The following is a 24,813-nucleotide window of genomic DNA, read 5'->3' on the forward strand; positions in this document are numbered from 1 at the left end:
GCATGAGTATTGATGGCCTTCCCCCGCTGCGCGAGGTAATCGAACGGCACGATCTGATGCCGAAGAAATCACTTGGCCAGAACTTCCTTTTCGACCTCAACCTGACATCGAAGATCGCCCGACAGGCAGGCAATCTGCAGGATCAGCCCGTTATCGAAGTCGGTCCAGGCCCCGGTGGTCTGACCCGCGCACTTCTTGCGCAAGGCGCTCATGTTACGGCAATCGAGCGGGATGAGCGCTGCCTGGAGGCGCTCGCGGAAATCGAAGCGCATTATCCGGGTCGTCTGCGCATCATCTCCGGTGATGCACTTGAGCAGGACTTTTCGGCCTTGTTTCCAGATGGGCCGCAGCCGCGCATCGTTGCCAACCTGCCCTACAATGTCGGCACGCAGCTGCTGCTCAACTGGCTGCTTGTCGAGCCATGGCCACCCTTCTATTCGTCCATGACATTAATGTTTCAGCGGGAAGTCGCAGAACGTATCGTTGCGACACCGGATAGCGATCACTATGGGCGTCTCGGCGTGCTTGCCGGGTGGAGAACCGTGTCCAAGATCAGTTTCGATGTGCCGCCGCAAGCATTTACGCCGCCGCCGAAAGTCATGTCGTCGGTCGTCCATATCATTCCGCGTGAAGAGCCCCTGCCTTGCAATGCCGATGCTCTCGGACAGATCACACAGGCCGCTTTCGGGCAGCGCCGCAAGATGCTGCGCCAGAGCCTGAAGCCGGTTGGCGGAGCCGAACTTCTTGAAAAGACCGGCATTGACGGAACACGCCGCGCAGAAACACTCAGCGTCGAAGAATTTGTCGCGCTGGCAAACGCCTATCGCCCGATAAGGTAATTTTCAGCCCTTCGTCCGTCCCCGTCGATGTTCGACCAGCATCGACCACGTATAGAGCGCAAGCCCGGCCCAGATCAGCGCGAAAGCGCCGAGCTGTGCCGTTGAGAACGGTTCGTGGAAGATGAAGATCGCAAAGAAAAACAACATCGTCGGCGTCATATATTGCATGAGGCCCAGCGTCGTGTAGCGCAGAAGCTTCGCACCGCCTGCATAAAGGATCAGCGGAATGGCCGTGAAAGGCCCGGCCAAGAGCAGCATCGATACGTTAAAGGCGGGGCCGGTCGAGAAATGGTCCTGACCATTTGCCGCCAGCCAGAACACATAGCCCAGTGCCGGAATGCACAGGATGAGCACTTCAAGCGTAAATCCTTGCAGCGGCGGCATTGGCAGTGATTTGCGGAAGAAACCATAGAGGCCGAAGGTCAGCGGCAGCGCCAGCGATACCCATGGCAGACCGCCTGCATTGACAGTCAGCAATATCACTGCAGCGAAAGCCAGCCCCACGGCGACATATTGAACCCTGGTCAGCCTTTCCCCGAGGAACAGCCCGCCGAGAACGACATTGAACAGCGGATTGATGTAATAGCCGAGCGCTGCCCCCATCACCTGATCGTTGGCAACGGCCCAGACATAGATCGACCAGTTGATCGTGATAAGCCCGGCGGTCAGAGCAGCCATGGCCAACATGCGCGGCTGGCGCACGGCATTGAGAATATCCTTGAACTGCCCCAGCATCAGCAGGAGCAGCAGCGCGACCGGAACAGACCAGATCACGCGATGCGACACGACTTCCATGGCCGGGATATGGCCAAGCGCCTTGAGATAGAATGGCAGGGCACCCCAGAGCCCATAGGCTCCGATTGCCATCAGAAATCCGCGCGACCCGTCAGAAAGGCGCGTATCGGTGATGGTCTGATCGGACATGCCTCTCTCCTCGGCAAAACTAAAGAAGATGCCATGCGCCACTACAGCCGGCGAAGCATCCAACTTCACCTGCTATGCGCCCAACAATCCATAAAATCCATTCAATTAAACTGATCGAAGTATCAATTGCCGTGAACAGATGGGTTTATTCGGCAGCGGCCAGTCCGGTCATCGAACGGTTCTTCATCAGCTTGTAATTGACCGAATCCATCAGCGCCTGGAAGGATGCATCAATGATGTTGTCCGACACGCCGACCGTGCGCCAGCGAGCACCGGTCGCATCGCCGGATTCGATCAGGACGCGTGTGATTGCCGCCGTGCCGCCATTGAGGATACGCACCTTGAAATCGACCAGCTCAAGATCCTCGATCTCGGCCTGAAAGCGCCCCAGATCCTTGCGCAACGCGATATCGAGCGCGTTGACCGGACCATGCCCCTCAGCCACCGACATGCGAACCTCGCCATCGACCTCCACCTTAACCACGGCTTCGGAAACAGTCTTCAGCATGCCGTTGGCATCAAAGCGCCGCTCGACGAGACAGCGGAAGGATTCGACCTTGAAGAACTCAGGCTGCGGGTTCAGCATATTGCGCGCAAGAAGCTCGAAACTCGCATCCGCGCCTTCATAGGCATAGCCTTCGGCTTCGCGTTCCTTGACCACGGCAATCAACGTGTCGAGACGCACATCATCCTTCGCAACGCGGATGCCGCGGCGCTCCAGTTCGGCGATGAAATTGGACTTTCCGCCCTGATCCGACACCATGACACGGCGACTGTTGCCGACCGATTCCGGCGGAATATGCTCATAGGTCTGCGGCTCCTTGAGCAGCGCGGACGCATGAATGCCTGCCTTGGTTGCAAATGCAGAAGTGCCGGTATAGGGCGCCTGCTCCGTCGGCGGACGGTTCAGAATATCGTCGAAAGCGCGCGAGATTCGTGTGATCCCTTTCAGCGCGGCAGGTTTGATACCCAGTTCGAACCGCTCGGCCCAATAGGGTTTCAGCGCCAGCGTCGGGATCAGCGAAACGAGATTGGCATTGCCGCAGCGCTCGCCGATGCCGTTGAGCGTTCCCTGCACATGGCGAACACCCGCATCAATGGCTGCAAGCGAGACGGCAACGGCCTGCTCGGTATCGTTATGGGCGTGGATGCCAAGGCTCTCGCCTGGAACTACAGCCGTCACGGCGGCAACAATTTCGCCAATCTCCGACGGCTGCGTGCCGCCATTCGTGTCGCACAGCACGACCCAGCGTGCACCTGCGGAATAGGCTGCCCTGGCACAGGCGAGCGCATATTCTGGATTGGCCTTGTAACCGTCGAAGAAATGCTCGCAATCGACCAGCGCTTCCCGTCCTGCCATACGGGCTGCGGTGACGGAAGCCGTGATCGACTCCAGATTTTCCTCATTGGTGCAGCCAAGCGCCAGACGGACATGATAGTCCCAGCTTTTGGCAACAAAGCAAACAGCATCGGCAGAGGCTTGCAGCAGGCTGGAAAGGCCGGGATCGTTGGAGGCCGAAACGCCAGCGCGCTTCGTCATGCCGAAAGCCGCGAACTTTGCACGAGCGGTCTGGCGACGCTTGAAGAAGGCCGTATCGGTCGGATTAGCACCCGGATAGCCGCCTTCCACATAATCGACGCCCAGTTCTTCCAGCAGCGTGACAATCGACTTTTTGTCTTCTACGGAAAAATCAACGCCGGGAGTTTGTTGCCCATCCCGCAGGGTGGTGTCGTAGATATAGATGCGTTCGCGTGCCATTTTGCCTGCCTGTCGGTGGGTATGCAGTTCCGTCAACCTTGCTGTTGCGGCCAGCTTTCAGTGTCGTAATCGGGATGCTGATAGGAAATCATCGTTCTTACAAATTCGATGCTCTCCGGATCGCGTTCCGTTGCATAGCCGGGAAGGTTTGCAAGTCCGGCCACATAGGGAAGCTGCTTTTCGATGCCCCACTGAATCGTCGGCTCAATCTCCTCCGGCGCATCGAAAGCGCCGATGGCAAGCGCAATCCCGTCAGGCGCTTCATAAGTGAGAGGCGTGCCACACTCAGGACAAAAGCCCCGCTGCACATGATTGGACGAACGGAAACGCTTCGGCTCGTTGCGCGTCCATTCAAGCTTCGCATCACCCACCGACACCAGCGGCGCATAGAAATTGCCAAATGCTTTCTGGCACATGCGACAATGACAGATCGATGCGGAACCCATCGCGCCATCGACGCGAAAGCGCACCGCCCCGCACTGGCAACCGCCGGTATAGATCGGTTTGTTATCAAGCGTCATGTCGTCCTCCCTGCTCCAGAAGCTGGTTAACCTACCACATCCCAGGTCGTGATGCGCTCGCCTGTTGCCGGGTCCTTGCCATCCTTGAGTTGAACACCTTCGTGCAACAGTTCATCGCGAATGCGATCAGCCTCGGCCCAGTTCTTCTCGGCGATGAAGCGCAGACGCTCCGCAATCCGGGCTTCGATGGCTTTGCCATCCACCTCGACCTTGGCGAAAACCGGAATATCATCCGCCGAAACGAAATGTGGATCGAACAGGCCCATGAGCGCCATGCCCTCGCCCAATCCGGCGACATCGCGCGCCTTGAAAGCCTTGCGCAAAGCCGTGATCGCCGTCCAGCTGTTCAGATCGTCGGACAGGGCCTCCACGACCTCGCCCACGGCGGTCAGCGTTTGCGGCGCAGTGAAATTCCTGTCACGCAGCAGGCCATACCAGCGGTGCAGCTCGTCGGCGGATTCCGCCAGACGCTGCGCCGTCCAGTTGATCGGTTCGCGATAATGCGTCTGCAACATCGACAGGCGTGCCGCCAGGCCGACCCAGCGATCACGCGCATCGACGTCGTCCCACACGCCCAGTTGCGGCAGGCCTTCATTCAGCACATCGCGAATGGTGATGAAATTGCCGAGCGATTTCGACATCTTCTGCCCTTCGACCTGCAGGAAGCCATTGTGCATCCAGATGCTTGCCATCCGCTCGGTGCCGAATGCGCAGCATGATTGTGCAATTTCGTTCTCGTGATGCGGGAAGACGAGATCAATCCCGCCGCCATGAATGTCGAACTGGTTTTTCAGCGGATCGTCGCATTTCAAGCCACCGCCAAACGGCTCAAGCAGCTTGGCCATCGACATGGCCGAGCATTCGATATGCCAGCCCGGTCGGCCCAATACCGCGATCCCTGCCGGAGAGGCCCAGCCGGGTTCGCCCTCCTTCGACGGTTTCCACAGGACGAAATCCATTTCGTCGCGTTTATAGGATGCCACGTCGACGCGGGCGCCCGCCAGCATCTCGTCCAGCGAACGGCGGGCAAGCGCGCCATAGCGCGGTCCCTTCCGTTCATTCATGGCGGACGGCGAAAAGAGGACATGATCCTCCGCCACATAGGCCACACCGAGCTTCACGAGACGATCAATCATCGCCCGCATCTCGTCCATATGCTCGGTAGCACGCGGCTGGACGCTCGGGGCCAGATTGCCAAGCGCCGTCACGTCGGCCTGAAACTGCGCATTGGTGCTTTCCGTCACCCGGCGGATTGCTTCATTGAACGACAGGTCCGGGTAGTCGCGAGCAGCGCGGGCATTGATCTTGTCATCGACGTCCGTGATGTTGCGCGCATAGGTGACGTGCGCCGCGCCATAGACGTGGCGCAGCAAGCGGAACAGCACGTCGAAAACGATCACCGGACGGGCATTGCCGATATGCGCGAAGTCGTAAACCGTCGGTCCGCAGACATACATGCGCACATTGTCGGCATCGAGGGGAGAAAACTCCTCCTTCGTACGGGTCAGCGTGTTGTACAGACGCAAGTGCGGCGCATAAGCCATTGTAAATATTCCCCAAAGAGATCATTGAAATCAGTGCGCACCTGACCGCAGCCGACTGACCGGGGCGTTATCATCCAATTTTTATGAAAGGGAGACGAAAACGGCCGGGCCAGCAAGCTGCTAGCCAATAATAATCGCACAAATACAAATGATCGTGGTCGGCGTTTTCATGAGAGCACTTATCCTCAGCGGGAGTGCCCCCGTCAAGAACTTTCGCTAAGAGATTGATAGTTTAATCAGATCGCCGCTGATGTTGTATTTTTGCAACCTGCGGGCGCCCTCTTCAGCGTTAACCGGAAAACCGCAAAACCGGCTCCAAACAGCCTTCATTCGGTCTCAATCAATCACAAAATGGTGAGCAGGCATTATAGGAAGGAAGAACCAATGTCTAAGAGTGAACTGCAACCCCGCCAAGACCGACTGGTTGATAAATACCGCGAGATCGGGCCTGCCGTGCTTGTTGCAGCATTGCTGAACGCAACGCGGCGCACCAGCGACGGCCGGAACAACAATCGCCGACGTTCCATTCTCGCCAGCAAAAAGATCGGCTGAGAAAGCTTATCGGGTTTAGCGCCCGGATTCGGTGAAAGCGTAACAAATTGCGCCAGTCCGGCAAGACTGGCGGTCCCTGTCAGAACATCGAGAGCTGCCCGTCATTTCCGTCGTCGGATTCGGGCTTGGTCTTTCGCTTCGGCCCCGCCTTCTCCGAAGGTGCCTGTTCCTCGACACGCTCCTGCAAGTCGGGCGTCGTGTTGGCCACCTTGTTGACCTTGTCCGACACGGGAATCGCTTCAAAGAAATCATCCTGAACCGGGCGCATGATATCCGCCACTTCGCGCGGTAGAAAACGTTTGCAGTCCAGCCAGCGCGCAAAATCTTCCGGCTGTACGACGACCGGCATCCGTTCGTGGATCGGCCGCAACAGGCCGTTGGCGCTTGTCGTCAATATGCCTCCGGTGTCGATCTGCGATCCGTCCGCGCTGCTCCACGTCTCGATCAAGCCGCCAAAAGCGACAATGCCGCGTTCACGCGGGCGCACCCAGTAGGCTTGCACCTTGTTCTTGCCTTCACGGCGCCACTCATAAAAACCCGATGCCGGGATCAAGGCGCGCCGGTGATTCAAGGCAGCGCGAAACGAATTCTTCTCCGCAGCCGTCTCGGAGCGGATATTGAACATAAGCGGCCAGTCGTTCGGGTCTTTCACCCAGGATGGTACAAATCCCCATCGCACAAGCACACCGACCCGATCCGGCCTGTTGCTGCCCGGCGGCGGCGTTTCCCCGCCCAGAATGGTCAATATGGGCTGCGTTGGCGCAATATTATATCGTGGAGGAAAATCCTCTGCGATCAATGCGGCCACGAAGGCTTCCAGCTCTTCCCGGCTTGCGGTCAATGAAAAACGTCCACACATGGCAGCCATGTTCAAGCTTTTTGCCAAGCGGTCAAGGGGTGCTTTTCCACTGCCAACTGGTGTAGTTCTAGCATCATGAAAACAGTTCCCGTATTTCCGATTCCTGCGAAGGTTCATGGTGTTTCGTTGATCTGCCGACGCGAAGGGCGGTTTCTTCTGGTCGAGCGCGGAAAGGAGCCGTGGAAAGGCTGGCTTGCTTTTCCGGGGGGAAGTATCGAACCGGGTGAAACGCCGGAACAGGCCGCAATCCGTGAACTCAAGGAAGAAACGGCACTTGATGCAGAGGCCCTGTCGCACGTCATAACCGTCGACCTGGCGCTTGAAGGCAAGGCATATGACAGGAGCTATTACCTGTCCGTTTTCCGGGCCATCGAGGTGTCAGGTCAGGAAGTCGCCGGAGACGACGCTGCATCCATTCACTGGCTGACGATTGAGGAAATGGCATCGGCAAAGGTGACGGACAGCACCCTTGATGTCGCCCGCGCTGTGGCAGAGACAGAGGACGAGTATTCGGATATTAATCCTGTTTAGCGATCTGCCTTGAAGAGGCCTCGATTTATAGCAATAGCTCATTTTCAGGTAAGAGGTTTTCGATTGAATAACATTCCGTTCTTTCGACCGGCTGTCTGCTTCTCGATCGCTTTATGGGTCGGAACGGCATCTCCGGCTTTCGCTCAGGACGCGCCCTATGAAGGGAAGATGTTGCGGCTCGCCGAAGTTCTCGGCTCGCTTCATTATCTGCGCAATCTGTGCGGCGAAGCTGGCAGCGAATGGCGCGATCGGATGGATGCAATTGTGACGGCGGAAAAGCCTTCCGAAGCCGAACGGGTGCGGCTCATTTCGAGCTTCAACCATGGCTATCGCGTGTTCAACGACAATTATACCCGCTGCACCCCCTCGGCGCTTGCGGCGATTGATCGCTACATGAAGGAAGGCGAGGACTTGTCGAACGAGATTATCTCGCGCTATGGAAATTAACCAATCATTCACTCTTGTGCGGATTGACGGGATTAGTTCGTTCAAATCCGTGATAATCTGTTAACACTGCCTTAAGAAGGCAGTTACGTTGCAAGGTGGTAGAGCTCCCGCGAAACGGTGAGACGCCAGGACTGCAGCAGAAAGGCGAAAGCCAGGATGAAAGCTATGGAACATGCACCGGCCGATCTGGACGAAATGATTGCGCGCGAGAAGAAGCTCGTCGCAATCGAATATCATAACGAGGCCTGGGCAGACGGTATCTCTGAAGGTATCGAACCGGAAATCCTTGCTGAAGCAGCCTTTACGACCGCGCTTACCGAACTGATCCGCGAAGCAGGCGACGACTGTGCGCTGGAGCTGATTGAAAAAATGCGCGAACAGATCATCGCCGGAACCTTCCTGCCGCAGCGCATTCTTCAGTAACAGCAAAAGAGCGCCGGTCGCGGGACCAGACCGGCGCTGAAATTCCTTCCCCGGCGTCCCCTTCCAGCGCCAAATGCCATTCCCGATCCGGAACTCCGCCTCGCCCCGAACTCTATTGGCCGGGATAATCCTTGCCTGCGGCATCGTTTTGCCCGCAGGAGCCGTCAGCCCTTTTGAAGTCGCGCTGGCCGATCGGTCGGATTTCCCGCTGCGGCCCGGTGCCCGCGCTGTGGCGGATGAAGGCGACAGCTCTTCCCCCATTCCCCTGCCCCGCGCGCTTCCGCGCGCCGCGCCACGCGTATCGCCGGACAACGCGCCTGCCCCGGCTTCGGCGACCAAACCCATGCCGGAAATCCATCGCGATTTCGACATGCTGCCCGAACCTGTAAGGCTGACGCGTGAACGCATGCTGGAAGCAGCTCGTTCCGGTGACATCGAGAAACTGCGACCGCTCCTCGGCGTCGAGGACAAGGCCACCCAGCTCTCGCTGGAAGAACACGAGGAAGACGTCATCGATTTCCTCAAATCGCTTTCGGGCGATGAAGCTGGCCGCGAGGTGCTGGCGATCATCGTCGATCTGCTGGACACGGGCTATGTGCACCTGAATGCAGGCAAGGACGATGAAGTCTATGTTTGGCCCTATTTCTACGCCATGCCTCTCGATAAGCTGACGCCACCCCAGATCGTGGAACTTTTTGAAATCGTCACCGCCGGTGATTTCGAGGATATGAAGAAGGCGGGCGGCTATATCTTTTACAGTATCGGCATCGGGCCGGACGGTAGCTGGCGCTTCTTCACTGCGGGCGAATAGTCAGACGCCAAAACGTATCCGGCTCGGCGGCTCATTGTAGATGCGTTGCCAGACCCGGCGAAACTGCCGGGCGGAAGCAAAACCCGCCTGCACCGCAATATTCTCTATGTCGAGTTCGGAATGCAGAAGCATCTCGCGCGCAAGACTGATCTTGAGCCGATTGACATAGTCCGTCACCGTCATTCCGGCATATTCATTGAACAGACGCGAAAAGTTGCGCGGGCTTGCCCCGCCGATATCCGCCAGCCGTTCCACCGACCAATCCGCAGCCGGATCGTGCGCGATGGCATCCTGTGCGCGATGCACGACCGGATTCATATGGTTTCGCCCCTCAAGCCAGGGCGACAGCTGCGGATCATTGCCGCTGCGCCGCAAATAGACGACCAGATAACGCGCGACGGCCAGCGCCGTGGCGTGATCGGTCAGCCCGGCAACGATATGCAGCATCAGATCGATGCCTGCGGTGATTCCCGCGCTTGTCAGCCTTTCACCATCTTCAACGAACAGCCTGTTTTCATGGACACGCGCCGCGGGAGCCAGGCGTTGAAGTTCATTGATCGTCAAGTGATGGGTAGTACAGGAATAGCCGTCGAGAAGCCCTGCCCGCGCTGCGAGCAGCGCACCGGAACAGATCGTCACCAACCGTACGCCGGGACGCACCGCCCGGCGAAGCCATAGAACGATCTCTTTTTCCAGTGCCGCATCAGCGGATCGGTCAATCTCAGCATCTCCCAGCGGGACATCGGCGGCGCCCGAAACAATGACCAGCGCGTCATCTGGAAATGCTTCCGGCAAAGGCTCTACGCCCGCCACCGGCAAGCCAATGGAGCTCAGCGCAGTTGGCGCAGGCCCAATATAATGAACGTCGAACCGCACCTTATGCTGTTCAAGGTTCGCCTTGCGCAGGACCTCAAGCGGTCCCGCCACATCGAGTAAAAGCACGCGCGGCGGGATGACGACATAAACCGGAATTATCCGGACAATGTCCGCATGGTCACTCATGCTGCCTTCCGCTCTCCCGGTGCAGCCAGCGCCTGTTCCACGGTTACAATACGGGCAAAGCGATTGGCCAGAACAAGCTCGGTGCGCGACTTGATATCGGCAGCGCTCCACTCGCGACCGCTTGCGTCCGTCATAGGAAAGGTCAATGTCGCCTCACTGACGAAATCGACATCATATCCAAAATCCGATGCCTGCCGCGTTGTCGTCTCGCAGCATTGCTCGGTGCGAATGCCGGAAACCAGCACACGGCGAATACCGTTGGCAACCAGCCACACGTCAAGCCCGCTTCCGACCAGCGCGCTGTGGCGGCGCTTGCGGAACACCGCATCCGGTTCAATCGACAGCGGCGAGATTGCCTTCACCAGGCCCGATGCTTCCGAGAACGGGCCTTCATTCTCGACATGGAAAATCTGCACCACCGGAATACCGGCACGCTTGGCGCCATCAATCAGCGCCTGCTGGCGCTCGATATAGGCGCCCACCTCTTCGTCCCGGTAATAAGGCCGGTGGCGGAATGATTCCTGAGCATCGATAACCAGCAAAGCCGTATCTTGAGCGGACATTTTTGTTCTCCCTATCAAAAGACTATAGGGAGAAAATACGCCTTGCAACCAGAACTAAAAGCCGCCTCACGGACAAAGAGCGGACAGATTACGCCAATCCGTTACCAGCTCCTTATCTTAAAGAAGATCACCAAGAGGAGTTGCATATTTCGCGGGCGTAAACTCGATGACATCGTAAGTTGCCAGTTCGTATTGCCTGAAAGGATCGAGCTTCAGTATCGCGTCCAGCTCACTCTTGCTGACCTTGCCGCTTACGAGGATCACGCCGCCATCGCGTGGGTTTTTCGGTCCGGAAGCCAGAAAAACACCATCCGCATACTGCCGGTCCAGAAATTCCCGATGCGCTTCAAGATGCCTCCCGATCTCCTCAAGAGGCTTGGTGTAGGTCAGGTTGACAACAAACATGAGACGACCTTCAACGATGCGGCAATGCTTCGAGGAACTCCACCGGCTCGCCCTTGTTGGCGTTTACGATTTCCGCTTCCCACATCACCTTGATACCGCGCACGAAAGTGCCAATCGGCCATCCGGTGACGGTCTTGCCATGATAGGGCGTCCAGCCAGCTTTCGAACCGGCCTGCTCATGCGTGATCGTTTCTCGGCGCTTCATGTCCACAATGGTCAGATCGGCATCATAGCCGACCGCGATGCGCCCCTTGCGAGCCATGCCGAAAATGCGGTTCGGGCCATGGCTGGAAAGATCGACGAAGCGTTCCAGCGTGAGCCTGCCAGCATTGATATGGTCTAGCATGATCGGCACCAGCGTCTGTACGCCCGTCATGCCGGATGGGGAAGCCGGATAGGGTTTCTGCTTTTCTTCCAGCGTGTGCGGGGCATGGTCGGAGCCGAGCACGTCGACAATACCCTGATCGATCCCCTTCCAGACACCGTCGCGATGGCGCTTGTCGCGCACAGGCGGGTTCATCTGGATGAGATTGCCAAGCGTCTTGTAGTCGTCCGCCGACAAGGTGAGGTGATGCGGCGTTGCCTCACATGTCGCGACATCCTTGTGATCTTTCAGGAAGTCGATTTCCTCGGCAGTGGAGATGTGCAGCACGTGAATGCGCCCGCCCGTATCGCGCGCGATGCGCACAAGCCGTTCCGTGCACTGAAGCGCTGCTACTTTGTCGCGCCAGACCGGGTGGCTCGACGGATCGCCTTCAACGCGCAGGCCTTCACGTTCCTTGAGCCGGAATTCGTCTTCCGAATGGAAGGCGGCGCGACGGCGCGTGTTCTTGAGGATCGAGCGGACGCCGTCATCGTCTTCAACAAGCAGATCACCGGTGGACGAGCCCATGAAAACCTTGATGCCGGCAGCGCCCGGCAGGCGTTCCAGTTCGGCAACATCTTTCGCATTGTCACGCGTGCCGCCAACCCAGAAAGCGAAATCGCAATGCATGCGATGGCGGCCACGTCTCACCTTGTCTTCCAGCGTCTCGGCGGATGTGGTGAGCGGCTTGGTGTTGGGCATTTCGAAAACCGAGGTCACGCCGCCCAGTACGGCGGCAAGCGAACCGGTTTCGAGATCTTCCTTGTGTTCAAGGCCGGGCTCACGGAAATGGACCTGGCTATCCACCACGCCGGGCAGAATATGCAGGCCGGTGCAGTCGATCACCTCACCCGCCGCATGGGTGGAAAGAGAACCGATGGCAGCGATGCGACCATTGCGAATACCGATGTCGCGCTGGCCTGTACCATCGTGATTGACGATGGTTGCACCCTTCAAGATCGTATCGAATGTTTCGGCCATGGTTGTCTCCTGCCAGATTGATAGGACTTGCGAGCCTTTCCATTGGGGCTTACGTAACGAGGGCGCGAAAGGCAAGGACGAAGCGATGACGACGGCAGTTGAAACGGTAAATCTTTCAAACAGGGTTTTGGTTCACATCACGGGTGACGACGCGGAAAAATTTCTGCAAGCCGTGATTACAACCGATCTCGACAAGCTCGGACCGGACGACCTGAAACCGGGAGCATTGCTCGCTCCGCAAGGGAAAATCCTGTTCGACTTTGTCGTTTCACGCATTGATGGCGGCTTGCGTTTCGATCTCCCGGCAAGCATTGCCGCCGATTTCATCAAGCGTATCACCCTCTACAGACTGCGCGCGAAAGCCGAAATAAAGCAGTTGCCAGAATCGCTTGTCAGTGTTTCCTGGCACAATGAATCACATTCTTCACAGAATGATTCAATCAAGCGCGACAGCCGCTTTCCAGACGAACTGAATGTTCGTCGGATTTACGGGCCGGCAGATGGCACGACCGATGAAAGCGCGTGGACGAAGCTGCGCGCAGAATATGGCATAGCGGAAGGCGAAGCGGATTTCGCTTATAATGACGTCTTCCCGCATGACGTCAATTTCGACCAGACCGGCGGCGTCTCCTTCCCGAAAGGCTGTTTCATCGGACAGGAAGTCGTATCGCGCATGCAGCATCGCGGCACGGCGCGGCGGCGCGTTCTGGTGGCTCGTTCAGAAGGAGGCCTCCCCCCGATGGGTACGCCCATTACCGTGGACGGGCGCGAGATCGGCACGATGGGAAGCTCCGCTGACACAATCGGCATCGCGCTTGTGCGCATCGATCGTGTCAAGGATGCAATAGATGCAGGCAGTCCGATTCTGGCAGGTGAAACGCCCATAACGCTCACCTTGCCGCCGCATGTGCGGTTCGGGTTTCCAGAAACTGACGCAGGTAACGCCTGATGGCCAGCGCCGACCGATCTTCCGGCAAAACGCGTGCCTGGCAACGCATGTTGTCGGGGCGCCGCCTCGACCTGCTCGACCCCTCGCCGCTCGATATTGAGATCGAGGATATTGCTCACGGTCTTGCCCGTGTTGCGCGATGGAACGGTCAGACTATCGGTGAACATGCGTTTTCGGTCGCGCAGCATTCGCTGCTGGTGGATCAGATATTCATCCGTCTGGTGCCCGATGCCAGTATCGAGTGGCAGTTGCTTTCGCTCCTGCACGACGCACCGGAATATGTGATCGGCGACATGATCTCCCCCTTCAAGGCGGTGATGGGCGGCAATTACAAGATGATTGAAACGCGGCTGGAAAACGCCATTCACCTGCGTTTCTCATTGCCGGTCGCCGTGCCTACCAAGCTCAAGACACAGATCAAGCGCGCCGATCAGGTTGCCGCTTTCTTTGAAGCCACGCGGCTTGCCGGTTTCACCGAGGCCGAGGCCGTCAAATATTTCGGGCGCCCGCGTGGTTTCGATCCGACAGGGTTGGATATAGCACCGCGTCCCACGCAGGACGCGCAGACGGATTTCCTCGCACGGTTTGCGGCATTGGAAAAAGCACGGCAAAGCCGATGAGCCGGATCATCGTGACACCCTTGTCGCAACTGGCAATGCAACTTGCATTGCACCGGCCAAGCCATGTCGTAACGCTTGGAAGCGAAGACCCGGCGGCTCTGCCCGACGGTTTTGATGCCGTCCGTCTGGCGCTCACATTCAACGATATTGTTGAACCGCGCGCAGGATTGGTTGCGCCCGATGAAGGCCACGTGCAGGCGCTTCTGGACTTCGCGAAGGGCTGGTCCATGGATGCGCCTTTGCTCATCCATTGTTATGCCGGTATTTCCCGTTCCACGGCTGCGGCTTACATCATTGCATCCGCTTTGAACCCGGCATTCAATGAAAGCGAACTTGCCGGACTTGTTCGCAGCCTCTCGCCATCGGCAACGCCGAATATCAGGCTCATATCGCTCGCAGACGAAATTTTAGAGCGACAAGGGCGAATGGTTGCAGCCATACGCGCAATCGGACGTGGAGCGGAAGCCTTCGAAGGTGAGGTTTTCAGCTTGCCTGTGAGACATTGATCGCTCGCCCGAGGGCGTTCAGAAACCCGCCACGCGCATCAGGCGGGGTGACGGCACGTGGCTCCCATACATGCCGCATCAGAAAATAACCGGTCATCGTGAAAGCATGGTCGATATCGTCATAGGATGCAGCGCGAACAGCCGTATTATTGACGAAGCCCGGCAGCAGCAGAAGCTTGTCAGCCCATGGTGCACCCGCATCACGGCAGACCGCGCGCCCGGATTTCGGCGACACATAGATCAGGTCTTCCCTGACGCCTGTTGCGGCACATTCCTTGAGATCAAGACCGAAGCCAAGTTCCTCAAGCATCATCACTTCAAAGCGCAATACCAGTTCGCCAGAGGCCAGCGGATCGTCAAAATGTTCGATGATAAGCCGCAATGTCTCATAGAGGCCGCGATGCGGATCGCGTTCCGGCAGAAGACGCAAGTGCGAGGCTGCCAGCTGGATACCGTATAGGGCCACCGGCGTTTCGATGAGGCGGGCAGCAGCAAATTCCAGCGGTTCGATGGTAAAGCTGCCCATATGCTCATCCAGCCGCGCCCACCATGTCACATCCACATGATTGCCCGGCTGCAGCAAGGGCTGCATGCGGCGGGAACGCCCGCCGCGCACCATACCCATATGGCGGCCATGCTCACGGGTCATCACTTCCACGATGGCGCTTGTCTCGCCATGGCGTCGTGTCCCGAGAATTATGCCTTCATCGCGCCATTCCATGGCCGCCAGCTTTATGAATTAGGTTGGAAAATCAAGACCCATTTCGCGGTAACGTTCCGGGTCGTTGCCCCAGTTCTCACGTACTTTCACGAAAAGGAAGAGATGAACCGTCTGTTCCAGTATCTCGGAGATTTCCTTGCGTGCGGATTGCCCGATTGCCTTGATCGTCTCACCCTTGTGGCCGAGCACGATCTTCTTCTGGCTTTCACGCTCGACATAGATCACCTGCTCAATGCGGACTGATCCATCCTTGCGCTCTTCCCAGCGTTCGGTTTCGACCGTGGACGAGTAAGGCAGTTCTTCATGCAGGCGCAGATAGAGCTTTTCGCGGGTGATTTCGGCTGCAAGCTGGCGCATCGGCATGTCGGAAATCTGGTCTTCCGGATAATACCAGGGGCCGTTCGGCACGTTTTCAGCCAAATATTTTGCAAGATCCTTGCAGCCCGAGCCGTTCAGCGCTGAGATCATGAAGGTCTGGTCAAAAGCGACCAGCTCATTGGCCTTGCGCGCAAGGTCCAGCAAGACCGGCGGATCGACGCGATCAACCTTGTTGAGCACCAGAACCTTCTTCTGGCGCACATCCTTCATGCTCGCAAGCAGCGCTTCGGCGTTCTCATTCAGGCCGCCTTGCGAATCGAGAAGAACCAGAATGATGTCGGCATCCTTCGCGCCACCCCAGGCCGTCGTGACCATGGCGCGGTCTAGCCTGCGCTTCGGCCGGAAAATGCCCGGTGTGTCCACCAGGACAATCTGCGCCTGACCTTCGGTGAATATGCCGCGCACGAGGGCGCGCGTCGTCTGCACCTTGTGCGTGACGATGGAAACCTTCGTTCCCACAAGCTGGTTGACCAGCGTGGATTTCCCCGCATTCGGCGCCCCGATCAGCGCCACGAAGCCGGACCGGGTCTGACCTGCCTCGTTGTCGCCGTCAACCGGCGTCGTCCGATTATTCATTCTTTATCCTTCCAGACGATATTTCCTTGCAGAACGCCGCCGTCCCCCTGTGTACGGCATTCCAAGTACGACAAAACCGCTGATGAAAGCGACATATCGTATAAGACTAATTATAACCGATCTCGATTTAAAAAACGCCAATTCTTGCATCAAGCGGAATTGTCACGCTTCCAGACGCCTTCACGATAAAGCATCGCTTCCGCCGCGTTCTGTTCGGCTATTCTTTTCGAACGCCCCTCGCCCGTTTCCGTGGCAAAGCCCTTGACCGTCACCTCCACCATAAATAGCGGATCATGGTCTGGGCCAGTACGGCTGATGATGGAGTATGAAGGATGGACATTGCCCTGCTGGTGCGCCCATTCCTGCAGTTCGGTCTTGGCGTCGCGGCGGGCTGCACCCGTTTGCAGGGATCGCTTTTCCCAATAGCGCTTGACGAAAGGCCGTACGGCCTCCAGCCCGCCATCAAGATAGATCGTGGCGATCAGCGCCTCGACCACGTCTGCGCGCACGTTCAAAAGGCGCTTGTCATTCAGTGACTTGATATCGGAACCGGTGTGAATGAGATCGGCAAGCCCAATCTCGTCGGCAATCGCTGCACAGGTTTCTGCATTCACCAGCGCATTGAGGCGAACCGATAGTTCACCTTCGGATGCTTCAGGAAACTCGTCGAAAAGCATTTCCGCGACGGTCAGTCCCAGAACGCGATCGCCTAGAAATTCGAGACGTTCATAATTTGCGCGCGACGGCGCCTGCACACTTGAGTGGGTAAGCGCACGATCCAGCCGTTTCAGATTGAGAAAACGGTGTCCGGTGCGCTGCTCCAGAATTGCTGCTGCCTGATTTGCCGAAGCCATTTCAGTTTCCGGTTACGGCCGTATGCGGCGCGGCATTGACTGAACTGAACAGTCGACCAAAGCGTACATCAGTCGGCCATTTCCAGATTTCCAGCGGGCTTGCCTTGTCGGCAATGGAGAAGAAGATGATGTTCGCGCGACCGACCAGATTTTCAAACGGCACATATCCGACGCCGAAACGGCTATCGAGCGAATTGTCGCGATTGTCGCCCATCATGAAGTAATGACCGGCCGGAACCTCGAAGACGCGCGTGTCGTCACCGATGGAATTCGGCGCGAGATCGAGCGTGTCGTAGGTCACGCCGTCCGGCAAGGTTTCGCGATAGACCTCAACGGGGCGGTTCACTTCCGTCACGTCGGGATTGTCGATCGTGCCGACACGTTCGCGCTTGACCGCCTGATCGTTGATATAGAGCACGCCGCCGCGCATCTGCACGCGGTCGCCCGGCAGGCCGATCACGCGCTTGATGTAATCGACGGAAGGATCACTCGGCAGTTTGAACACCACCACGTCACCGCGCTTCGGCTCCGCACTCCAGATGCGGCCTGAAAACAGATCGAGGCCGAACGGCAGCGAATAGCGCGAATAACCATAGGCATATTTCGAAACGAACAGATAATCGCCTTCCAGCAGCGTGGGGCGCATCGAGCCCGACGGTATGCTGAAAGGCTGAAAAAGCAGGGTGCGGATGACCAGTGCCAGCAGCAGCGCCTGCACGATAACGCTGATGGTTTCGCCAAGGCCGCCGGATTTTTTTGTCTCACTCTTGCTGGACACGCTCATTGTATCTCCGCTTCCGATAACGCGATCTAATAACGACTATGAATGCATGACGCAATCAGGCCGCCGGCAGAACGCCGGTTTATCGCACGATTATGAGCAGGAGTTACCTGTCACAATCGCAATTATTTTGTCTCAGGCAGGGCTTCGATGATAACGAACGCCTGTGCGAGAGGAAAATCATCGGTAATTGTCAGATGTATGGCGGCACGCGTTCCAGCGGGCAAGAGTTTCTGCAGCTGTTTCGCGGCACCGCCGGTCAGATGCATGGTGGGCTTTCCGGAAGGTGCATTGACCACCCCCATGTCTCGCCAGAAAACGCCCTTTGCTATGCCGGTTCCAAGCGCCTTCGCACAGGCTTCCTTCGCCGCGAAACGCTTTGCATAAGATGCAGCACGCTGCTTGCGTCCGTCCGATTTTTTCTGCTCGATCTCGGTAAAGACCCGGTTGCGGAAACGGTCGCCATGGCGCTCAAGAGTACTTTCGACACGACGAATATCGATAAGATCGCTTCCTATACCGACGATCATACTTTTTGAAGCTCCTGTTCGCGGTGCAGACGATGCTTTTCGGCAAGGCGCTCGATACGGCGACGACGGAAAGCCGAAACGGCAAATCGGGTAACGAAATAGACCACGACAGCGAAGGCCGCGCCCAGAATCGTCGAGCCGAACAGCATCGGCTTTAGAAGCGGTGTCCAGATTTCATCGAAATGCATGGTCTCGAGCGCCCGCCCGAGATGAATCGGTGGAGCATTATCGATACTGCCATTCATGATGAAACGGCCAAGCTCGAACGTACTGCCCCAGATGAAGGGCAGCGTCAGCGGATTGGCAAGTGTCGTGCCAAGCGCTGCGGCGGCAATATTTCCGGCAAGGAAATAGGCCAGCACGATTGCGATGATGAGATGGAAGCCGAAGAAAGGTGTAAATGCCGAAAACACGCCAACGGCGAGACCTGCTGCGACGGCGTGAGGCGAGGCAGTGATGCGCAGAATCCGCTTTCCACCGTAGCGGAAGGAACGGGAGAAGGAGCGGCGCGGCCAGACCAGAAGCCTTAGACGCTCTTTTCTGGTCGGAGGATGTCGGCGTTGAAACAACATGCGCTTCTATTAATGCTCTCCCATCGCGGACACAATTGTTATTATTCAGCCAGAGCCGAGGCACTATCACTGCGTTCGAAAGGAACAGTGTCCAGCCTCGGCAAATAAAACCGCGGCGAAACACCAAGCATCCTGCGGAACATCGTCGTGAAAGCGGAAACGCTGTCATAACCCAGATCCAGCGCCACGCTCGTCACCGCCTCCCCTTCCGCAAGCCGGGGAACCGCAGCAAACAGACATGCCTGCTGGCGCCAGACTGAAAGACTTACGCCGGTCTCCCGCTGGAAATGCCGGGTGAATGAGCGTCGGCTCATCGCCATCTTGTCAGCCCAGTCATCAATTGTGGCGCGCGAAGAAGGCTTTTTCACGAATTCACGACATAGCTTCTGCAAGCGTGGATCGGATGGAAAGGGCAGGCCCAGAGAACGTTGCGGTAATGTGTGGAGGTCCCGCAGGATCAGCTCGATCACCAGCGCATCGCGACTATCCGGCTCCGGCGTGCTGTCCTGCGCTGTCGCATCGGTGATGAGGCACCGCATGAGGTCGGTCAGCCCGACCACGTGCAGATAATCCGGCACACCAGATACCGCGTCGACGCAGATATAGATCGAGCGCATGTAGACTTCGCCGAGGATTTCGACCGAATGCTCCACGCCGGCCGGTATCCACATGGCATGGTCGCTTGGTATCATCCAGCGTCCGGCATCCGTCGTCACCAGAACCACCCCTTGAGAGGCGCAGAGAAGCTGTGCCCGGCTGTGACGATGGCGCGGCACGAAATAGCCGTCAGGATAGCGCGTCGGCAGAGCAATCACCGGTCCGCTCATGCCTTCCAGCATGGCGATACGTTGCTCGTGGAACTTCCGCAGTTCCTCACTTCCCGGCAATAAAAGCCCTGGTGGAGACTTCGGTTTCATTGCAGCTCTGCCCTGTGTTTGGCCCACTCTCGAAACTATTGGACCAAAACACGAAAGCGGGCGAGAGGCAATAGTCCTATTAATAGCTTGCTGAGAATGGGTCGCGACATTCGCTGGCGGAATGATTTTGACGTTCGAGCAGGACAAGCGCCTGTTCAAACGTCAAATTCGTGAATTTTCGCTGGCTTCTCATCAACACCCCGCAATTTCCTTGAGTGCCTTATTTCCTGTGGTCGGAAAATATCTGCAGGAAATACGCCTGAAGACCGACTTTCATCTTCGGAGTAATAGTATGAGCATGAGTGCTGCACAGCAGCCATCAAACAGCGGCGCGGACAATACTGTCCTGGCCATTATTCTGGCCACAAGCATGGGCCATTTCCTGAACGACATGATGCAGTCGCTCCTTCCGGCCATCTATCCGATGCTGAAGGACAACTATAGTCTGTCATTCTGGCAGATCGGCCTCCTGACCTTCACCTTCCAGATGACGGCATCGATACTGCAGCCGCTCGTGGGTATCTATACCGACCGCAAGCCAATGCCTTATTCCCTGCCTTTCGGCATGGGGTGCACGCTTGTCGGACTCGTCTTTCTGGCGACAGCGCATCACTATTCGATCCTGCTTCTTGGAGCGGCCTTTGTCGGCTTCGGCTCGTCCGTCTTCCATCCGGAAGCGGCCCGTGTGGCACGTCTTGCCTCCGGCGGACGTCATGGCTTTGCGCAATCCCTGTTTCAGGTAGGCGGCAATTTCGGCTCATCGATCGGCCCTCTTCTGGCAGCGTTCATCGTTCTGCCTTTCGGCCAGATCAGCGTGTCGTGGTTCTCTGTCGCCGCACTCATCGGGATGATGCTGCTCTGGTATGTCAGCAACTGGTATAATCGCTACCGGATTGCCAATGCCAGCAAGGCCAAGCCCGACAAAACCCTTCCGCTTCCACGCAACAAGGTTCTGGTGTCCGTTGGTGTCCTGGCGATGCTGGTCTTTACCAAGTACATCTACATGGCCAGCCTAACCAGCTACTACACCTTCTATACCATCAGCCATTTCGGCGTGACGGTGCAGGCATCGCAGCTGCTTCTGTTCCTGTTCCTCGGTGCAGTAGCCGCGGGAACGATCATCGGCGGTCCGATCGGCGACAAGATCGGTGCGCGCAAGGTGATCTGGGCATCGATCCTCGGCGTCCTGCCGTTCACGCTGGCCCTGCCCTATGCGAACCTGGAAATGACGGCTGTGCTGACGGTGATCATCGGCCTGATCCTCGCCTCTGCCTTCCCGGCAATCGTGGTGTTTGCACAGGAACTGCTGCCGGGCCGTGTCGGTATGGTATCGGGCTTGTTCTTCGGCTTTGCTTTCGGCATGGCCGGTATCGCGGCCGCCGTCCTCGGCATCGTCGCGGATCACAAGGGCATCGAGTATGTTTACAATATCTGTTCGTATCTGCCGCTGCTCGGTCTGCTGACGATTTTCCTGCCCAAGCTGGAGAGCCGTAAGGCTTAAGCCATATGCAAAACGCACAACCCGAAAGCCGGTTAGGCTTTCGGGTTGTGCTCAAAATAGTGGAGCACCGCACGTCCCCCAACGGCGGTGCTCCCATGCTACTGACCTTTTGACGGCCCGGTGCAGCAGCATTTTCTTGATAGAGCATCTCAGGCTCTATCTCTTTGTTCCAACGCAAGTTCAGACGGCGAAACTGAAGCCGTGCATCGTCTCCCTGCGAAATTCATCGAAAGCAGCCGCGACCAGACGGATCAGCGGTTTACCGTCGTTCGTTGCGCTGATGACCCCATTGCGAACTTCCACCAGCCCGTCAGCCACCAGAGGGCGCAGCAAGGCCAGTTCGTCGGAGAACTCCACGCCCGGCGCCGTCGTATTCAGATCAACCCGAAAGTTGCACATCAGGGCCGTGATGATACCGGCCCGGATACGGTCGCTCTCGCGCATCGCATAGCCGCGAACCGTTGCAAGGTCACCCGCTTCAACACGCTTGGAATATTGCTTCACATCCGAGATATTTTGGGCATAACCGCCGGGGAACTGCGAGATGGATGAGGGTCCGAGACCGATCAATGTTTGGCAGCGGTCGTCCGTGTAGCCCTGGAAATTGCGATGCAGTGTTCCGTTGCGCGCAGCAATGGCCAGATTGTCGTCCGGCAATGCGTAGTGATCGATCCCGACCGACTCATAGCCGAAACCGATGAAACTGTCCGCAACCACGCGCGCCTGAGCAAAGCGTTCGTCAGCATCCGGCAAAAGACTTGCATCAATCAGGCGCTGATTGGCGCGCCGCTGTGGAAGATGTGCATAGCCATAGCAGGCAACGCGGTCAGGTTCGAGTGCGGCGACCTTTTCGCATGTCTCGCGCAGTGTCTCGACGGTCTGTAACGGCAGGCCATAGATGAGATCGAAGTTCAGACGATCAATACCGACTTCCCGCAGAAGGCTGGCAGCCTTAGCAACTGTCTCTATCGGTTGAATGCGACCGATGGCTTTCTGCACTTCACCGTCGACATCCTGTACGCCGAGGCTGGCACGATTGACCCCCATGAGCGCAAGCGTGCGCGCCAATTGCGGCGTGACCGTGCGCGGGTCAAGCTCGATGGCATGTTCCATCTCGGGCGCAAAATCGAACGCAACGCGCAGAGCAGCCAGAATGCTTGTAAACTGGCGCGGATTGAGAATGGAAGGCGTCCCCCCACCCCAATGGAGATGGACCACGCTGGGCCGCGCTGTCAGGCTCTTGCTGACAGTTTCGATTTCGCTGAGCAAAGAGATGCAGAAATTCTCAACCACATCGTTGCGAACTGCCATTTTTGCATGGCAACCACAGTAGTGGCAGAGCTGCCGACAATAAGGCACATGGATATAAAGGGAGACGCTTTCTTCCGGTCCAATCTGGCGCAGCCAGCGATGCGTCGTCTCAACACCGACAGGCATAAAATCTGCGGCAGTCGGAAAAGACGTATATCTGGGCACAGCCAGTGCGGCGTAACGTCTTATCGCTTCTTCATGCATAGCGCATCCACCTTAAGCGTCGGGCGCTCCGGTGAAGCCCTGCCGGATATGCGCGCACCGGAACCGGGGCGACATTCTGCGGGGCAAGACGGCATGATGCGGCAAGGAAGCCCGCATGCATGACAGCCGATATTGCAATTCCCAGCCACAACAGCACCTGTTTTCCCCATTTTGAACGGCGCGATCCCACAGCATCGGCCCGGAAATCGATTACGATTTTCGGAAAGCACGACGCCTGAGTTCAACAGGCTAGAGCGTCCTTTGTGTATCCGAATGGACGCACGGCGCTCTAATGCGGATCGCATCAATCTCTATGGTCAGGAATAGGCTGTTCTGCCGGGTGCTGCATTGATTTGAATCAACGGAAATGCACCTGCTTATAGGACGGCAGCTCGAATTCAGAGGCTTTCCAGGTCCATTCCGGCAACAGCGGCCAGTGACCGGCGGGACAGGATTTCCACCGTATTGGCATCGGGCAGCTGGATCAGCCCCTGGGTCTTGAGCTTCGTGAAGCTGCGGCTGACGGTTTCAATCGTCAGGCCGAGATAATCGGCAATATCGGTGCGGTTCATCGACAGATGAACCGGGTTTGGCTTCTCACCCCGCTTTTCCGCCCGGGCGGACAGGACCAAAAGAAAGCTCGCAAGCTTTTCCACCGGCGCGAGGCGTCCGAGAACAAGCTGGTTGTCGCGTGCGGTTCGAAGTGCTGCCCGCGTCATTTGATGCAGACGCTCCTTCAGCTTCGGAAAGCGCTCCATCAAATCGTCCATCTCTCTGGTGGAGAAGGCACACAAAACCGATGGCACGACAGCTTCAGCCGACTGAGAGTATGTCTCGTCATCGGCAAGACCGAGATAATCGCCGGGAAACAGGAAGCCGGCAATCTGCCGGCGCCCGTCGGGAAGCGATGTATAAATACGAAGCATACCAGATGTCAGGCTGAACACCCGGCGCTTCAGCTCTCCTTCTTCCACCAGCTGCTCGTTGGCATCGAGACGCTTGGAGCTCATGATTGCTTCAAGAGCGCCTAGATCGCCGTCGTCAAGCGCAGCACAGACCGCCGTCCGTCGAACATCGCAATCCACGCATACCCCACATGGCGCGCGATAAGGCGATCTGGGATCGAAAATGATGGGCGCTACACTCACGATGGAATCCTGTTTGTGGAAGCCGGAAGAACGTCTTTGCGGTTACCCTTAAATAGGTAACTATAACGCGTTCCGCAAAGCGGAATTTCGCCGCAGGGGTGTATTCCCTTGCAGCGTGTCAAAAGCTGTCGGCTTGTTTCCTTAAATGTTTCGGCTACCGGGTTTCACAGCCGGAATTGCAGCGAGTTCCGGCGGCAGTTTATCCACGGAATAAGCTGGAACTTCATATTCGGCGAGAGAAATCAGCTTCGTACCGACGTCCGCCTTCCCGGCAGAGCGGTCAACGATGCAGGCTGCAGCCACGACTTCAATACCGAGGTCCTTCATGCAGTCGATAGTTTCACGGATGGAAAGTCCGGTCGTAACGATATCTTCCACGATAACGACCCGTGCACCTTTCGGCACATCGAAACGGCGCAGACGGAAAATACCATTCTCGCGCTCCACCCAAACCGATGGCACATGGAGATGGCGCGAGGTTTCGTAGGAAGGGATCAGACCGCCAATAGCCGGTCCGACCACGTAATCGATGGTCCCCAGATTTGCCGCCTCGATCTTCTTTGCGAGCGCTTTACAAAGCTTTTCCGTCTTGTCGGCGTGCATGAAAACACGCGCCTTCTGCAGGAAAATGGGGCTACGCAGGCCTGACGTCAGAATAAAGTGGCCTTCAAGGATCGCTCCCGCTTCGCGGAAGACGGCAAGCACATCTTCGGTATTCAT

29 protein-coding genes are annotated in these 24,813 nt (G+C 57.3%); 10 read left to right on the plus strand and 19 right to left on the minus strand.

All coding sequences use genetic code 11. The features are described from left to right. Positions 1 to 2: 2 nt before the first annotated feature. Positions 3 to 839 carry a 16S rRNA (adenine(1518)-N(6)/adenine(1519)-N(6))-dimethyltransferase RsmA gene (gene rsmA / locus JNC70_RS10140; RefSeq protein ID WP_104753773.1) on the plus strand — a complete coding sequence of 279 codons (837 nt, stop codon included), beginning with the start codon at positions 3 to 5 and terminating at the stop codon, positions 837 to 839. Positions 840 to 842: 3 nt separating this feature from the next. Here rsmA and rarD read toward each other — a convergent pair whose 3' ends face one another. The 4 genes from rarD to cysS all read right to left on the minus strand — a co-directional run bounded on the left by rarD (position 843) and on the right by cysS (position 5,587). After that, the gene (gene rarD, locus JNC70_RS10145) at positions 843 to 1,763 is read right to left on the minus strand and encodes an EamA family transporter RarD (protein ID WP_104753772.1); all 921 of its coding nucleotides are present in this window, start codon (positions 1,761 to 1,763) and stop codon (positions 843 to 845) included. A 145-nt stretch (positions 1,764 to 1,908) separates the two neighbouring features. Further along, a complete protein-coding gene (cimA, locus tag JNC70_RS10150; protein ID WP_104753771.1) occupies positions 1,909 to 3,522 on the minus strand; it encodes a citramalate synthase in 1,614 nt (537 codons plus the stop codon). A 32-nt stretch (positions 3,523 to 3,554) separates the two neighbouring features. Continuing rightward, the gene (locus JNC70_RS10155) at positions 3,555 to 4,043 is read right to left on the minus strand and encodes a GFA family protein (RefSeq protein ID WP_104753770.1); all 489 of its coding nucleotides are present in this window, start codon (positions 4,041 to 4,043) and stop codon (positions 3,555 to 3,557) included. A gap of 26 nt (positions 4,044 to 4,069) precedes the next feature. Next, entirely contained in the window at positions 4,070 to 5,587 is a 1,518-nt protein-coding gene (cysS, locus tag JNC70_RS10160; protein ID WP_104753769.1) for a cysteine--tRNA ligase, read from the minus strand. Positions 5,588 to 5,971: 384 nt separating this feature from the next. On the opposite strand from cysS, the gene JNC70_RS10165 reads away from it, so the two are divergent. After that, entirely contained in the window at positions 5,972 to 6,139 is a 168-nt protein-coding gene (locus JNC70_RS10165) for a hydrolase (protein WP_104753768.1), read from the plus strand. A 79-nt stretch (positions 6,140 to 6,218) separates the two neighbouring features. On the opposite strand, the gene JNC70_RS10170 is transcribed toward JNC70_RS10165, so the two are convergent. Further along, on the minus strand, positions 6,219 to 6,998 hold the full coding sequence (locus tag JNC70_RS10170; protein WP_104753807.1) for an SOS response-associated peptidase: 780 nt from the start codon (positions 6,996 to 6,998) through the stop codon (positions 6,219 to 6,221). Between the two features lie 75 nt (positions 6,999 to 7,073). Between JNC70_RS10170 and JNC70_RS10175 the strand changes: the two genes are divergently transcribed. The 4 genes from JNC70_RS10175 (at position 7,074) to JNC70_RS10190 (ending at position 9,210) form a co-directional block, all read left to right on the plus strand. Next, the gene (locus tag JNC70_RS10175) at positions 7,074 to 7,529 is read left to right on the plus strand and encodes an NUDIX hydrolase (protein WP_167393997.1); all 456 of its coding nucleotides are present in this window, start codon (positions 7,074 to 7,076) and stop codon (positions 7,527 to 7,529) included. A 72-nt stretch (positions 7,530 to 7,601) separates the two neighbouring features. Next, positions 7,602 to 7,976, plus strand: coding sequence for a TIGR02301 family protein (locus tag JNC70_RS10180; RefSeq protein WP_374788588.1), 375 nt, complete (start codon positions 7,602 to 7,604; stop codon positions 7,974 to 7,976). Positions 7,977 to 8,141: 165 nt separating this feature from the next. Next, positions 8,142 to 8,399: a hypothetical protein gene (locus tag JNC70_RS10185; protein WP_208623402.1), complete on the plus strand. Its 258-nt coding sequence runs from the start codon at positions 8,142 to 8,144 to the stop codon at positions 8,397 to 8,399. Between the two features lie 73 nt (positions 8,400 to 8,472). After that, a complete protein-coding gene (locus tag JNC70_RS10190) occupies positions 8,473 to 9,210 on the plus strand; it encodes a hypothetical protein (protein ID WP_374788586.1) in 738 nt (245 codons plus the stop codon). Here JNC70_RS10190 and JNC70_RS10195 read toward each other — a convergent pair whose 3' ends face one another. The 4 genes from JNC70_RS10195 to JNC70_RS10210 all read right to left on the minus strand — a co-directional run bounded on the left by JNC70_RS10195 (position 9,211) and on the right by JNC70_RS10210 (position 12,525). Beyond that, positions 9,211 to 10,212, minus strand: coding sequence for a GlxA family transcriptional regulator (locus JNC70_RS10195; protein WP_104753763.1), 1,002 nt, complete (start codon positions 10,210 to 10,212; stop codon positions 9,211 to 9,213). Then, positions 10,209 to 10,775, minus strand: a complete 567-nt coding sequence (locus JNC70_RS10200) for an isochorismatase family protein (RefSeq protein WP_104753762.1) — start codon at positions 10,773 to 10,775, stop codon at positions 10,209 to 10,211. The genes JNC70_RS10195 and JNC70_RS10200 overlap by 4 nt, the downstream gene beginning before the upstream one ends. 117 nt (positions 10,776 to 10,892) lie before the next feature. Continuing rightward, the gene (locus JNC70_RS10205) at positions 10,893 to 11,180 is read right to left on the minus strand and encodes a YciI family protein (protein ID WP_104753761.1); all 288 of its coding nucleotides are present in this window, start codon (positions 11,178 to 11,180) and stop codon (positions 10,893 to 10,895) included. A 10-nt stretch (positions 11,181 to 11,190) separates the two neighbouring features. Then, positions 11,191 to 12,525, minus strand: a complete 1,335-nt coding sequence (locus JNC70_RS10210; RefSeq protein ID WP_104753760.1) for a dihydroorotase — start codon at positions 12,523 to 12,525, stop codon at positions 11,191 to 11,193. Positions 12,526 to 12,610: 85 nt separating this feature from the next. Between JNC70_RS10210 and ygfZ the strand changes: the two genes are divergently transcribed. Genes ygfZ through JNC70_RS10225 form a run of 3 tightly spaced genes read left to right on the plus strand, consistent with a single transcriptional unit; the run spans position 12,611 to position 14,600 of the window. Then, a complete protein-coding gene (gene ygfZ / locus JNC70_RS10215) occupies positions 12,611 to 13,474 on the plus strand; it encodes a CAF17-like 4Fe-4S cluster assembly/insertion protein YgfZ (RefSeq protein WP_245414687.1) in 864 nt (287 codons plus the stop codon). Then, positions 13,474 to 14,094 carry an HD domain-containing protein gene (locus tag JNC70_RS10220; RefSeq protein WP_104753758.1) on the plus strand — a complete coding sequence of 207 codons (621 nt, stop codon included), beginning with the start codon at positions 13,474 to 13,476 and terminating at the stop codon, positions 14,092 to 14,094. The genes ygfZ and JNC70_RS10220 overlap by 1 nt, the downstream gene beginning before the upstream one ends. Next, positions 14,091 to 14,600 (plus strand): tyrosine phosphatase family protein, encoded by a 510-nt coding sequence (locus JNC70_RS10225; RefSeq protein ID WP_104753757.1) that lies wholly within the window; start codon positions 14,091 to 14,093, stop codon positions 14,598 to 14,600. The genes JNC70_RS10220 and JNC70_RS10225 overlap by 4 nt, the downstream gene beginning before the upstream one ends. Here JNC70_RS10225 and recO read toward each other — a convergent pair. The 7 genes from recO to JNC70_RS10260 form a co-directional block, all read right to left on the minus strand. After that, positions 14,578 to 15,321 (minus strand): DNA repair protein RecO, encoded by a 744-nt coding sequence (gene recO / locus JNC70_RS10230; protein WP_104753756.1) that lies wholly within the window; start codon positions 15,319 to 15,321, stop codon positions 14,578 to 14,580. The two genes, JNC70_RS10225 and recO, sit on opposite strands and share 23 nt — an antisense overlap. An 18-nt stretch (positions 15,322 to 15,339) precedes the next feature. Continuing rightward, complete coding sequence (gene era, locus JNC70_RS10235; RefSeq protein WP_104753755.1) at positions 15,340 to 16,275, minus strand: GTPase Era; 936 nt, start codon at positions 16,273 to 16,275, stop codon at positions 15,340 to 15,342. A 149-nt stretch (positions 16,276 to 16,424) separates the two neighbouring features. Then, the gene (gene rnc / locus JNC70_RS10240; protein ID WP_104753754.1) at positions 16,425 to 17,129 is read right to left on the minus strand and encodes a ribonuclease III; all 705 of its coding nucleotides are present in this window, start codon (positions 17,127 to 17,129) and stop codon (positions 16,425 to 16,427) included. Between the two features lies 1 nt (position 17,130). Next, on the minus strand, positions 17,131 to 17,913 hold the full coding sequence (lepB, locus tag JNC70_RS10245) for a signal peptidase I (protein ID WP_104753753.1): 783 nt from the start codon (positions 17,911 to 17,913) through the stop codon (positions 17,131 to 17,133). Between the two features lie 122 nt (positions 17,914 to 18,035). After that, positions 18,036 to 18,440, minus strand: coding sequence for a holo-ACP synthase (acpS, locus tag JNC70_RS10250; protein ID WP_104753752.1), 405 nt, complete (start codon positions 18,438 to 18,440; stop codon positions 18,036 to 18,038). Then, positions 18,437 to 19,012: a type IV secretion system effector BspA gene (gene bspA / locus JNC70_RS10255; RefSeq protein ID WP_104753751.1), complete on the minus strand. Its 576-nt coding sequence runs from the start codon at positions 19,010 to 19,012 to the stop codon at positions 18,437 to 18,439. The genes acpS and bspA overlap by 4 nt, the downstream gene beginning before the upstream one ends. A 41-nt stretch (positions 19,013 to 19,053) precedes the next feature. Next, entirely contained in the window at positions 19,054 to 19,929 is an 876-nt protein-coding gene (locus JNC70_RS10260; protein WP_104753750.1) for an AraC family transcriptional regulator, read from the minus strand. 292 nt (positions 19,930 to 20,221) lie between these two features. Between JNC70_RS10260 and JNC70_RS10265 the strand changes: the two genes are divergently transcribed. Then, on the plus strand, positions 20,222 to 21,430 hold the full coding sequence (locus JNC70_RS10265) for an MFS transporter (protein ID WP_104753806.1): 1,209 nt from the start codon (positions 20,222 to 20,224) through the stop codon (positions 21,428 to 21,430). A gap of 180 nt (positions 21,431 to 21,610) precedes the next feature. On the opposite strand, the gene hemN is transcribed toward JNC70_RS10265, so the two are convergent. The 3 genes from hemN to pyrE form a co-directional block, all read right to left on the minus strand. Continuing rightward, positions 21,611 to 22,945 carry an oxygen-independent coproporphyrinogen III oxidase gene (gene hemN / locus JNC70_RS10270; protein WP_104753749.1) on the minus strand — a complete coding sequence of 445 codons (1,335 nt, stop codon included), beginning with the start codon at positions 22,943 to 22,945 and terminating at the stop codon, positions 21,611 to 21,613. Between the two features lie 398 nt (positions 22,946 to 23,343). Next, positions 23,344 to 24,093, minus strand: a complete 750-nt coding sequence (locus tag JNC70_RS10275) for a helix-turn-helix domain-containing protein (protein ID WP_104753748.1) — start codon at positions 24,091 to 24,093, stop codon at positions 23,344 to 23,346. 141 nt (positions 24,094 to 24,234) lie between these two features. Continuing rightward, the gene (gene pyrE / locus JNC70_RS10280; protein WP_104753747.1) at positions 24,235 to 24,813 is read right to left on the minus strand and encodes an orotate phosphoribosyltransferase; all 579 of its coding nucleotides are present in this window, start codon (positions 24,811 to 24,813) and stop codon (positions 24,235 to 24,237) included.

It is taken from the genome of Brucella oryzae (assembly GCF_041929965.1).
Taxonomy (GTDB): Bacteria; Pseudomonadota; Alphaproteobacteria; order Rhizobiales; family Rhizobiaceae; genus Brucella; species Brucella oryzae.